Below are 12,059 nucleotides of genomic sequence, written 5' to 3' on the forward strand. Positions count from 1 at the left end.
GCGGAACTCCCGCGCAGTCACACGGTGCGTCGTCCAGTCGTCCGAGCGAGCTGAGTCTCCCTCGTGCAGATGAGGGAAGAGGGAAAGCGTCGTGTCGAGGGCCAGGGACGTTCGTGAGGAGGAGCATCCTAGCCCGACGCGACGTCTTTCGCAAGTAGCCGTTCCGTCTTCCGTCGCCGAGCCTTCCGTCGAGGATGTTGAGCGAGCGAGGGCGTCGCGAGCTTCGCGATCGCGACGGCTTCGTCGTTCGTCCAGGGCGCGCGCTCCGAGCCAAATCCTGCGTAACGGGCAAGATGAGGGCATGGACACGGCGATTCGCGATGAGGTGTTGAGGCGATGGCGCGCGCGCGGCTTTCACGGTGGGCTATGGACCGACCCGCCCGGCCGCGTCTGGAAGGACTACGTTCACGACGAGGACGAGCTCTTGATGGTGCTCGAAGGGGAGATCGAGCTGGAGCTCGGGGGACGGACGATCACCCCCGGCATCGGCGAGGAGATCGAGATCCGGGCCGGCGTGGTGCACACCGTCCGCAACCGAGGGGGGACGACGGCTCGCTGGCTGTATGCTTACGGACGACTCGGGTGATCGCCGTGCGCGCTGCCGGCCTCGGCGGCGGCGACGTCCCTCGGCGCCGCGGGTCGCTCGGCCGCGGCGCCGGCCTCGGCGGGGGCGGAGCGGCTGGCGAGCCAGAGCCAGAGGACGACGGCGCCGAGCGCGATGCGGTACCAGCCGAACGGCGCGAGGCCGTAGCGCTTGAGGTAGCGCAGGAAGACAGCGATCACGAGCAGGGCGACCGCGAACGAGACGGCGAGGCCGACGCCGAGGGCGGCCGGGCCGCCGGGCGCCTCGAGGAGGGCGCGGCCGTTCTTGGCGAGGTCGAAGATCGTCGCGGAGCCGAGGGTCGGGATGGCGAGCAGGAACGAGAACTCGGCGGCCGCGGCGGTGCTGAGGCCGGAGAGCTGCCCGCCGACGATGGTGGTCATCGAGCGCGACGCCCCAGGCCAGAGCGCGAAGCACTGCGCGAAGCCGATCGCGACGGAGCGCCGGAGGGTGACGTCCTCGAGGCGGGGGGCGCCCTGGTCGGGCCGGCGCCGGCGCACGGCCTCGACAGCGACCATCAGGATGCCGCCGACGATGAGCGCGACAGCGACGGGCCCCGGGCCGAAGAGGTAGGCCTTGATGGCCTTGTGAAAGAGCAGGCCGACCAGGGCCGCGGGGAAGAAGGCGACCGCGAGGGCGAGCGCGAGCCGGAGGCTGTCCGGATCGCGCCGGACGATGCCGCGCACGGTGACGGCGAGGCGCTCGCGGAAATAGACGACGACGGCGAGGACGGCGCCGAGCTGGATCACGATATCGAGCGTCTTCGCCGCCTCGCTCTGGTGGCCGAGCCACGCGCCGAGCAGGATGAGGTGACCGGTGGACGAGACGGGGAGGAACTCGGTCAGGCCCTCGAGGACCCCGAGCAGGACGGCATCGAACCAGAACATTGCGCGGAGGATAGCCGCACCGGGGTCGCCGGGGATCGGGCGCGTGCGCGCGGGCGATGGCGGTGCGCCGGGCGCCCGGTTTTACCAGAGCCGCCGCGCGATCCGGCGTGCGAGCGCCTTCCTGGCGAGGTGCAGCCTGCGGGCGGTCGTGGACGGGCTCAGGCCGTGCGCCCTGGCGTGGGCGGTGATGGTCCGGGGACCTGCCGCCGCGAGGAGGAGCTCGCGATCGGGCGCGGGGAGCTCGGCGAGCGCGCGGAGCGCGGCCCGGGCCAGGAGCCTGCCTTCCGGCGAGACGCTGCCCTCGTCGACCAGCGCGCGCGGCTCTTCGACCGGGACCTCGCGGCGGACGTGAGCGCGCCCCAGGTGGTGGCCCGCCTGGCGCCACGCGATGCCCTGCAACCACGCCTGGAGCGCGCGGCGCGGGTGGGCCCGCGGGTGAGGGCGGTACCTGCCGGCCTGGACGGCATTCCAGGCCGCGAGGAGCACGATCTGCAGCAGATCCTCGCGATCCCGCGCGGGGACACCGCACGCCACGAGCGTGGCCTCGATCAGGCGCCGCTCCGCGAGGAGGGCGCCCGCGGGCGGTGAGACCGCGGGGCGGAGCGGCGTGGAGGGCGGCGGAGCAGGCGGCGCGCCGCGCGGGCGACGGGTCACCGGGATCTCCGGCGCAGGACGGCTCGGCGGGACGACGTGTGGCTGGGGGGAAGGTCGTTGCCGAGGAGGATTGCCATGACGGCACGCCGGAGCACGCCGACATCATGAATTGCGGCAAGCCAGCGCAGCTTCTCGGACGGCACATCCATGCATGCGAGTTCCCTGATGCGCTCTCAATTCGTTGCGAGATCGATCCAGCGCACTCCATTTCAGCCGCTCGATCTCACAGATGCGCGCGACGGCGCGGCGATCGCCGGAGCGCGAGGGCTGACTGAAGCGATCAAAGCAAGAGACTTGAACGGCCAGGACGCCAGGACAGGAAGAAATGAAGTTGCTGGCGCCCAGGGTGCCTCGACGGTTTGCTCTGTCCGTCGAGCCATCGAGAGGACGTTCTGTCCGTCGAGCCATCTATAGGACGTAAGGAGAAGAGAGATGACCCGACTTCACGGGGAGCCGTTCAACGCATCCTCGATGGCGGGCAGGTACGCGCTGCCCGAGAATGCCTCGCGGAACCGGGCGGCTCGCGCCGCGGCCTCGGCGCGCCGGCCGTTCTGCTCGAGGGCCTGGATCGCCAGGGTCTCGCGTTGCTGGGCTCTCGGGCTGCGGGGATAGCTCCGCGCGTGGCGGTCGAGCGCGTCGAGCGCCTCGGCCGCCTTTCCCGCGCCGAGCGCGGCGATGGCGCGCTGGATCAGGGCCAGGTCGGCGTCCAGCGGCGGGACGGCCGCCCTCGCGCCGATCGCGCCGGGCGGCGCCGGCACGGCTGCCGCCGATGCCGAGGACGGCGGCGCAGAGGCCGTCGACGCCGGGGACATCGTGACGTCGACGCGCGCGGCCGTGACGCCCGAACCGACCGCGACGGCCGCGAGCGCGCCGCCGCGCGCGAGGGCGACCTCCGGCGGGGCGGCGCGCGACCGGAGGGCGTGGGTCGCGCCGGAGCCAGCCCCGGCGCCGGCCAGGAACAGCGCCGCGCCGGCCACGACGAGCTTCGCCCGCGCCGCCTCGACGACCTCGACGCCCGCCCTCGCCATGCGCGCGGGGGCGCGGCTCGCCTCCACCACCTCCACCCGAGTGACCGCCTCCAGCGCGTCGTGGTCGGGCGGGGAGGCCTGCGCGGCCTCGCTGACGGGCGCGCTCCCCTCGCCCTCCCCGGAGGCGAGCAGCCCCTGGAGCCGCGCCCACAGCAGCGCGCCGAGGTCTTCCGGCACGTCGAGCCGCACGTCGCCGAGATCGAGCAGCAGCCGCCCATCGGCCAGGGCGAGCGGCGCCAGCGCGAGGCGCGCGCCATGTACGCCGAGCGCGTCGCGGTCGCGCGCGCAGAGCCGCCTGACCGCGGCCGCGAGCTCCTTGCGTGCGCGCCGCAGCCGGTCCCATGCGGTGTTCTCCGAGATGTGAAGCGCCCCGGCGATGCTGCGCATGTCGACGCCCTCGAGCTCATACAGGATGAACACGACGCGCCGGTCGCCCTCGATCCCCTGAACGAGCGCCCGGACGATCCGCTGCGTCTCCGCCCGCGCGCACAGCTCCTCCGCGTCGCACCCCGGGTCCGCGACGTCGACGCGCTCGGCCTCGGAGCGCGCGAGCAGCTCCCGCCGGTTCCTGGCGAGCCGCTGGTGCCGCAGCGCAAGGTGCGACGCGATGCCCGCCACCCACGCCTTGATCGGGAGGCAAGGGTCGTATTCCTCGAAGCGGCGGTGGACGACCAGGAACACGTCCTGCGCCACATCGCGGAGATTCCGCGCCGGGACCCCCATCCGCCAGAGCACCCGAAGGACATAGGGCAACAGGCTGGTGTAAACCTCCTCGAACGAGGGCCGCGGCGGCGGCGCTGCCGCGGGCTCGGGGCCGGCGTCGTGGGCGAGGGCCGGCGACGGCCGGCGGGGCGGGGACTCCGTCATCGCTTCTTCTTCCGGCGAGACGGGCCGGATTGTGGCGAAATCGTCCGTGGGAAAGAAAAAACCCGGGAGGCCGTGCGGTCCCGCCGGCTGCGCCCGCAGCTTCCTCGCCCGTCACCGTCCGCCTGCCGTCTTACGTGACGCCCCCGTGTTCCGCTGTGAAATCAACCAGGCGCATCGGGGACCGACCGCCGACGAGCCAGCCGCGGGCTCTCGGCGATGATGAGGGCATCTGGTGACTGGGGTTCACTCAGCCGGGGCGGCCGGAAGGCGATCTTTTTGCGCAGACGGCTCCGAGAAACAGACGACGATTGTCCGAACGCAATGTCTCGATCCGCCATGAGGCTGAGCGGCTTCTCGCGTCGTCCTTTTTGTGGTTCCCTGCGGCGGTGCGAGCGCCGTGAGCGCCGCGAGCTCGACAGCGGCGTCGCGGAACGAGGGAGATGAGAGGATGAGAGGGTGGGCTCGACGGGTGAAGAGCGGGGCGGTGATAGCGTCGGGCGCCACGGCCGTCGTGCTGGGGACCTGGGCTGGTGGCTGCGCAGCGCCCGAGGCCTGGGAGTGCCCCTGGGATCCTGAGCCTGGCTTCAAGGACCATCCTTGCCTTGTGATGGAGGAGCCAGTGGACGGTGGCGCCGACGCGTGCGACGATGCTGGTCCTGACGCAGGCGATGCCTGCGCGGATGGGGGTGCTGGCGCCGATTTTGACAGTGCCACGGTCCCTGAGCTCGACGCCGGCACGCCGGCGGCCTGTCCGGGACAATGCGTGCCCATGGAGCCGCTCGGCTGGTCCGAACCGGCGCTGCTCTGGATCGGCTCGCAGGACCGGGCACCGGATTGCCCCGCTACCGCGCCCATCGTCGCCTACGAAGGCCGCGCTGACTTCTCGGCGGCGGCGCCGCGCGCATGCCCGGCCTGCTTGTGCGATCCGCCGGACGCCTCGTGCGAGATGCCGGCCGCTTGGCGCGCCCACGCGAGCTTTCCGTGCGGTGTGCCTGGCGCCGCCGAGACCTCGTTCGCGGCGCCGGACGGATGGGCCGGTGCGTGCATCTCCACGAACGCTATCGCGGCCGGGGAGATGTGCGACGGCGCCCCGTGCGCGCAGTCGCTCGAGATCCCGGCACCACGCGTGCTCCCCGGAAGCTGCGCGCCGAGGAGCGCCATGGCGCCGGAGGAACCAGGAGAGCCCGGGCCCGGCGGGAGCTTCGCGCTCCTCGCCCGGGCGTGTACCGGTACCGCGTTCGCGCCGTGCGGCGATCCCGGGATGACCTGCACCCCGGCGCCGCCGACCGGCGAGGCCGCGCCGCCCGAGGGGTTCCTGACGTGCATCCAACACGAAGGCGAGCGGGACTGCCCGGCGACCTACCCGGACCGGCACGTCTTCTACGCGAGCGTCGAGGACACGCGCGGCTGCGCCCCCTGCGGCTGCTCCGAGCCTACCGGGGGCACGTGCAGCATCCTGGCGTCGGCGTTCAGCGATGCGTCGTGCTCGCAGTTCGTCGTCGGCGTGGTGGTGAGCTCCGAGGCCCCCTTCTGCGGCGCGATCTCCCCCGGCATGGCGCTCGGGAGCAAATCCGCGAGCGTTGTCAGCCTGGAGCCAGGCACATGCGAGCCGACGGGCGGCGAGCCGACAGGCGGCGTCGCGTTGCTCGGCGCTGCGACGTTCTGCTGCCGCCCTGCGCCGCTACCCGAGCCGGTACCCGCCTGAAGTAGGCCGCCCTGGGTCGTCACCGCTGCGTCCACGCGCCGCCTGGTTCACCTCGCAGGCGCGACGCTCCCGGCGAGCGCGCCACGTTCGTTGACGGATCGCATCCCGCTCAGAACGAAGCGACGAGGTGCATGACTCCCGCCTTGGAGGTGCCGGCCACGGACAAATTCTCTCCGCCACGGAGATGAGACGTGGGACGCACGAGGTTGGCCACGAGCTCGCCAGTGAGCCGAGCGGCAAGGTAGTACGAGACCGGCACCTCCACTCCGCCGCGCAGCCCGAGCCCCGCGTAGGGCCACAACGCCTCCCCCACAGCGTTGAGCATACCGAAGTGCCGCACGCGGCCCGCCGTGACAAGGCCACAGCCGAAGAACCAGGTTGCGTGCCCGCAGGGAACGACCGAGCCACCGAGCCAGGACACCCCGAAGACCCTGCCTCGATACGGCTCGGCGGCGACCGGCAGGTGCCAACCTCCCTCCAGCGAGAGCGAGAACGCCTCCCACCGGGCACCCATGGACGCCGAGATCCCGACCGCCGGGGCTGGCGCGATGCCGCCAGCGATCAGCGCCCCCAGGCCGACCTGAAGCCGCGGCCAGGCGAGCGAGGGGCCCGGGCGTCGCACGGGCCGCGCCGGCGCGGCGGGCTGGCACGGCTGGCACGGCGGCACCGACGCAGGGGCCGCCGCACGCGGCGAGGCCTCCGGCGCCGGCAGGGAAGCCGCCTCCGGCGCCGGATCCGCGGGCTCTGACGAAGAACGGGGCGGCGACGGAGCCGGGGGCCGTGGCGCCGGCTCCCTCGCCGCGCGCGGAGGGCGCAGCACGATGGCGAGGGCGGTGCCGACGTCCTCCACGAGCGCCCCGCAGGCTGTGTTCGTGAGCTCCTGGCCGCCGAGCCGCCGGCCATCGCCGTCGTACAGTGCGATCTCCGCAAGGAAATGGCGCCCCCTGCGCACGACGACCACCTCGACGTGCCGACCGCCGCCGTCCACGAACGGGTCGGTCCCGCCGAGCTGCGCGGCGACGACGTCCCGGAGCACCTGCTCGTCGGGACAGCCCTCCGCGCCGGGGCCGCGCGCGTAGGACAGCCGCGCGCCGCCCGACGGCGCCAGGCCGAGGGCCGGCGGGGCGACCAGCAGCAGGGACATGGCAAGACTCCACCCGAGAATGTTCAGACGTGGATGGCGCAAGGGACTCCGCTCGAGCGTCAGGCACCGGATCCAGGTTAAGGCCGAGGGGCCACGACCGGCTGCGGCCTGCTCCGAGTGGAATTACGGAGCACGACCGGCAATCGACAATGCATTTTTCCGCACCGAGACGACCCGCCGCGCCCACCCCCTGGCCGGCGCTGGAACCCTCGAGGTCTGCGGAATGAGTCGATCACCCTCTCCGGGAAACCCACCGGCCTTTCCAGCAGGTCGACGACCTCCGAAAAGAGCTCGATCGGCCTGCGCCAGCACGACGGCGACCCGTTCCAGGAAGCCCGGGGGCACCTGCGGGCAGGCCGGCATCGTGCTGTGGAACCCTCCCGGTATCGCCACCGGGTCGTCGACCTACCCGGGGACCCCTCCGGGTATCGCCACCAGGTCGTCGACCTGCCCGGGGACCCCTCCGGGTATCGCCACCAGGTCGTCGACCCGTCCGGGGACCCCTCCGGGTATCGCCACCAGGTCGCCGGCCCGTCCGGCACCCCTCCCGGCAGGGCCATCAGGTCGCCGACCGCTCCGGCAACCCCGGAAGCCTCCCGGGCAGGGCTCGCCTCGCGCCGCCCTCCCCTCCCCCGTGTTCACGGAGAGCTTCCGCCGCACAGGGAGAGAGATGAACAGCAACAAAGACGTCAATACTTCTCCTCCCTTCACCCCTCCTCGCGCGTGCCCTCTGCCTCCGGCGCTCCACGGCCCGCGTCGCATCCATGCTCTCGAGCGTCGCCGCAGCACCGGGAGCACGTTGGCGACGCCCAGAGCGCTGGACTCGATATACCCGCGTTCATAGCGTGGCACCATGGACCAAACGTTCGATGCATCGGTGTATGTTCGCGCTCCCATCATCAACATCGCCAATGGCGTGACCCTCGCCAACGCGCTTGTCGCGGCCTGTCCCGAGGCGGCGCCCGAGAACGTCGCCAAGGCGTGCACGAAGCTGAAGGCCGCCGGGGAGGCAGGCCAGAAGGCGCTCACCGCGCGCCGCCGAGAGAACGGCGTCCTGTCCGAGGAAGACGGGCGCGTCCTCGACCGGGAGGCCGACGGGAGCTTCGGGGGGCTGCGCATGCGCCTCGTCGCCTACTCGATGCTGCCCCAGGAGCGCTTCCCTAAGGCGCGGCGCGCGGGGGAGCTCGTCAACGAGCTCTTCGGCGACGACGGCCTGTCGTTCCTCGCCGCCGAGTACTCCGTGCAGAACACGGTGATGGCCTCCATCGTCGAGCACATCCAGGAGGCGGGGCTCCAGCCGGAGATCGACGCGCTCGCAGGGCCCGAGTTCCTCGAGCAGATCGGCAACGTCGTGCCCCGCTACGACATGATGGTGAAAGACAGGCTCCAGAAGGAGGCCGCGACTTCGAACCTCACCCCCGTGGTGCGCGCCATCCAGTCCGCCATCGTGAACTACGCGACCAAGGTGGTCGGCATGGTCGACGAGGACGACCCCGCGACGATCGAGGCCGTCCGGAGGGCCCTCCGCCCGCTCGACGCGCACCGCGAGACCGGCGCCCGGCGCGCGCAGGGCGCCACCAAGGGCGAGGCGGCCAGCGGCGCACCGGCAGCGCCGGCCTCCCCGGCAGCGCCGGCCTCTCCGTCAGCGCCGGCCTCTCCGGCAGCGCCGGCCTCTCCGGCAGCGCCGGCCACCGGGGCGGGCGCGGAGGGCGGCCGGTAACCGCCCATCGGTCGCCATGGGCGTGGCTCCTCGCGGCGCGCGTCGGGGTCGGCGATACTGGACGCGGAGCGGCGGCCTATCTTCGGAGATGCGCAGATAGGTCGCGGAAGTCGCTGCCTATCCACGGGAATACACCGATATACCGCGGAGCTTCGCGACCTATTCGCGGGAATACGGAGATTGGCCGCGGCGCCTCGCCGCCTACATGCTAAAATCCGCCGCTAGGCCCCGCGACGCAACGGATTGCGACGTTCGGCGGGCGGTCGCGGTGCCAAGCAGGGCTAAGGCGGTTGTAGGGCCGCATTCTATCCTGATGCCGCGGTGCCATCGCGATGCGCGGGCTTTGCTCCGGCCGACGAATGGCCGGGCAAAGTGGCGAAGGATCTCGGCATTTTTTCTCCAGCGATCGCGCTTGGAAAGTTCACCGCTTTTCGGCACAATGCGTCGTCATGAAACTGGAAGGCGCTTTCAAAAGAGGTACATTCACGGTCTACGGAGCGACGGCGGAAATCCTGTCAGTGCTTGAGACCTCCAGCACGTGGCGCACCGCTTCAAACAACGTCATCGCCATGGAAAAGCTCGTCGCGGCGCTCGACACCACCACGCCGGCTGAGGAGCGCGTCGAGCCGAGCGTCGCGATAATCAAGCAGCTGAAGCTCCAGCGCAGGCTCGCCCGCTGGATTCCCTGGTATCACGACCTGCCGACGCACGAGTTCGCTGGCGAGTTCCACCACACGTACCGCGATCACACTATCCACTCCCTGCAGACGTTCTTACTGGGACTCTACCTGTTCGAAACCGTGGGCCCATTGCGAGAGGCCCTTGAGAGGAGGCTCGGCGCGGTCACACCCACTTCTGCGGAGACATTGGAGACCTTCGTCGAGTGGTGGGCGATTACGGCGCTCTGGCACGACATGGCCTATCCCTTCGAAGCCTCCCATTTCATCACCGACGTCGGACTGCAGCAAAAGATCCTGAGCAATCTCGCCAGGCTCCTCAACGAGCGCGCCTACATCGAGGCGCTCGGTTCCGACAATTCGTTCACGTCCAAGCAGCGACGCGACGCATACCGACTCGGCAGCCATGTCGCCTTCGAGTTCGAGTCGATTGGCGATCTGCTCAGCAACCGAGGCGATCGCATTATCACCGACCTGTGGCGCCGACTTGGCGCCAATACCACGATCGCCTCGATCGCCCAGGAGATCGAGCGCGCTACCACTACGTCGTCTGCCTCTCGGCCCCCCTACCACGATCACGGGCTGATGGGCGGCCTGGTACTTGGCTTCCTGTACGACGAGGCCGAGAGATTCCTCACTAAACTCGTCGAGACTCCCAAGGCTGAGCGTGACGTGCTCCCGGAGAGCGTCTGGGTCCGCGCCGAGGCGGGCTGGGGTGATTTCGTCGAAAATGGCAAGCTGACGGAGCTGGCCATCGAGGCGATCGCCTTCCATAACATCAACTGGAGGGAGTTCAACCGGAGCGCAATCAAGTCGATGTGGCCCGAGGAGGGCCCCTTCCCCACGGTGAGGCTAGAGAGCGAGGCACACCTCTTCTTCATTGCCATCGTCGACACGCTCCAGGACTGGGATCGCCATCATTTCTCCCCCCAGAGTCAGGCGTCCAAGTATCGACCGAGCGTTGCCTCGAAGAACATGCTTCTCCAGGGGGTCGGCGGCAAGCTGCGGGTCGACATCCGCAACCTCCCCGATTCGGTCACGCGCGTGAAGAACCTCTTCACGGACTGGCTGAACGCAAGCGACGTCTCGTCCCTCTTCGAGGGGGGGGCCCGGGTTCTCCCGCGCCGCGAGCGTTGCGGTCGCGGACTACGTCACCGTGAACAGCGCCGAGGCATCACACAAGGAGCGCGAGCGTTTAGTCGGGCTGATCGCGACGCGTACGAACGAGTGCAGGAGGCTGCTCATCGATGGGGCGTCGAACGCAATTGCGAGGACGTCCCGCGTGTTCACGTCGATCCATCGGCAGGTGGATGAGGCGAAGAAGATGCTCACCAGGACCGACCAAGATGCGGTCGAACAGGCACTGAGCGGAAGCGGACTCGCCGATTTGGAGGTCCTTGCGCACTCCATGGTACGAGAGGGACGCGAGATCTCCCACGGCACGATCAGCTACCGAATCGGTGGAGGTGGCTTCGGCGCCGTGTATCACGTCGTCTCGGACGACCCGCAGGGAGAACACCGTCCGCTCGCCTTCAAGCTCTATCATCAGGACGCCCTCGAGAATGCCGAGAAGCGGCGACTCTTCAGGCGCGGCTACCAGGCCATGCGGGCCCTCCAGGACCACCCCAACGTGGTCGATGTGGTGGACTACTCGGAGGTGCCTCTCGGCTTCTATATGGCGTTCATCGACGGTCCCGATCTCGAAGCAGGACGGAGCACGCTCCACAGCGTTTTCGAGCAGCTGCGGGTCGCGACCGAGATCGCGGAAACGGTCGCCGACGCCCACGAACGGAACATCCACCACCGGGACATCAAACCTGGGAATGTCCTGTTGACGCGGCGAGGTGCGAAGCTCGTTCCCATCCTGACCGACTTCGATCTCGCCTGGATCGAAGGACAAACGCAGGACACCGTGCAGGCGTTCGCGAACATGCACTATGGCGCGCCCGAGCAGTTCGCGGAGCGCCTGACGCACTTCCGCCGTGCTCCCACTGTCGACGTCTACGCGCTCGGCGCCCTGACGTATTATCTGATGCTCGGGCAGGCGCCCCCGCCCCACGGAAGCTGGAAGGAGTCGGACTGGGAGGTCTTTCAGCAACGGCTCGTTGATCATCTCCCGGCGGTCGCCGTCCGGAAGCTTATGGAGCTGCTCAAGAGAATGACGCAGTACGACCCGCGGCAGCGGATCGGCGTAGTGGAGGATGTCGTGCGTGTCATGAATGGGGTTCTCGCGACGGCCATGTCCGATGAGCAAGCAATCTCCATCGAAGCTTTTTACGAGCAGATTGTCTACAAACTCACCGACGGTGATCTCGCTCCATCGAGCGGATACGTCATGAGCCCGTCGGGGAACCTGCGTTGGCGGATCATCATCGATCAAAACAAGGTCCAAATCAACGTTGTGGCACACTTGGAACTCCTCGGCGACCCTCGCTTCGAGAACGTCAATCACGAGGAGTTTCGCACGAGGGCCAAGAAGCTCATCGATGGGCGTCTTCAGGATTTCCAGCGCGAGTATCCCGACAGCCGCACGCACCGGGTAGGCGCGCTGTCAAAGTCGAAGGGCACTGAGCTTCGCATCGACAGCGTCCCGTGCACCCTGGTCGCCGCGAACGCGGTGGGCCGCCTGTTGTCGGCCATCGGGAGGGCCATCCAGTAGCGGGGTCGCGGGCCGTGCCCGACACCCACTACACCTCCAGTCACCCGTTCGTCCTCGAAGTTGTTTGATGGTGTCGGGCCCTCGTTCCAAGGATCCTGCCAAGGATCCTGAGCCGTC

At 69.7% G+C, this 12,059-nt stretch carries 9 protein-coding genes; 5 read left to right on the plus strand and 4 right to left on the minus strand.

Annotation, left to right across the window (positions count from 1 at the left end):
• Positions 1-301: 301 nt before the first annotated feature.
• Positions 302-586: a cupin domain-containing protein gene (locus WME96_RS31965; RefSeq protein WP_437285367.1), complete on the plus strand. Its 285-nt coding sequence runs from the start codon at positions 302-304 to the stop codon at positions 584-586.
• On the opposite strand, the gene WME96_RS31970 is transcribed toward WME96_RS31965, so the two are convergent.
• From WME96_RS31970 to WME96_RS31980, 3 genes are all read right to left on the minus strand, one after another.
• Positions 568-1,488, minus strand: a complete 921-nt coding sequence (locus WME96_RS31970) for an undecaprenyl-diphosphate phosphatase (RefSeq protein ID WP_437285368.1) — start codon at positions 1,486-1,488, stop codon at positions 568-570. The genes WME96_RS31965 and WME96_RS31970 overlap by 19 nt on opposite strands.
• 81 nt (positions 1,489-1,569) lie before the next feature.
• Entirely contained in the window at positions 1,570-2,142 is a 573-nt protein-coding gene (locus WME96_RS31975; protein ID WP_437285369.1) for an RNA polymerase sigma factor, read from the minus strand.
• Between the two features lie 443 nt (positions 2,143-2,585).
• Complete coding sequence (locus WME96_RS31980; RefSeq protein WP_437285370.1) at positions 2,586-4,037, minus strand: RNA polymerase sigma factor; 1,452 nt, start codon at positions 4,035-4,037, stop codon at positions 2,586-2,588.
• 1,159 nt (positions 4,038-5,196) lie between these two features.
• On the opposite strand from WME96_RS31980, the gene WME96_RS31985 reads away from it, so the two are divergent.
• Positions 5,197-5,742 carry a hypothetical protein gene (locus WME96_RS31985; RefSeq protein WP_437285371.1) on the plus strand — a complete coding sequence of 182 codons (546 nt, stop codon included), beginning with the start codon at positions 5,197-5,199 and terminating at the stop codon, positions 5,740-5,742.
• A 109-nt stretch (positions 5,743-5,851) separates the two neighbouring features.
• Here WME96_RS31985 and WME96_RS31990 read toward each other — a convergent pair whose 3' ends face one another.
• Positions 5,852-6,886, minus strand: a complete 1,035-nt coding sequence (locus WME96_RS31990) for a hypothetical protein (RefSeq protein WP_437285372.1) — start codon at positions 6,884-6,886, stop codon at positions 5,852-5,854.
• A gap of 853 nt (positions 6,887-7,739) precedes the next feature.
• On the opposite strand from WME96_RS31990, the gene WME96_RS31995 reads away from it, so the two are divergent.
• From WME96_RS31995 to WME96_RS32005, 3 genes are all read left to right on the plus strand, one after another.
• The gene (locus tag WME96_RS31995) at positions 7,740-8,606 is read left to right on the plus strand and encodes a hypothetical protein (RefSeq protein ID WP_437285373.1); all 867 of its coding nucleotides are present in this window, start codon (positions 7,740-7,742) and stop codon (positions 8,604-8,606) included.
• 449 nt (positions 8,607-9,055) lie between these two features.
• Positions 9,056-10,597 (plus strand): hypothetical protein, encoded by a 1,542-nt coding sequence (locus WME96_RS32000; RefSeq protein ID WP_437285374.1) that lies wholly within the window; start codon positions 9,056-9,058, stop codon positions 10,595-10,597.
• Positions 10,566-11,942: a serine/threonine-protein kinase gene (locus WME96_RS32005; RefSeq protein ID WP_437285375.1), complete on the plus strand. Its 1,377-nt coding sequence runs from the start codon at positions 10,566-10,568 to the stop codon at positions 11,940-11,942. Before WME96_RS32000 ends, WME96_RS32005 begins: the two co-directional genes overlap by 32 nt.
• Positions 11,943-12,059 lie beyond the last annotated feature (117 nt).

Source organism: Sorangium sp. So ce406 (genome assembly GCF_051474675.1).
GTDB classification, from domain to species: domain Bacteria; phylum Myxococcota_A; class Polyangia; order Polyangiales; family Polyangiaceae; genus Sorangium; species Sorangium cellulosum_G.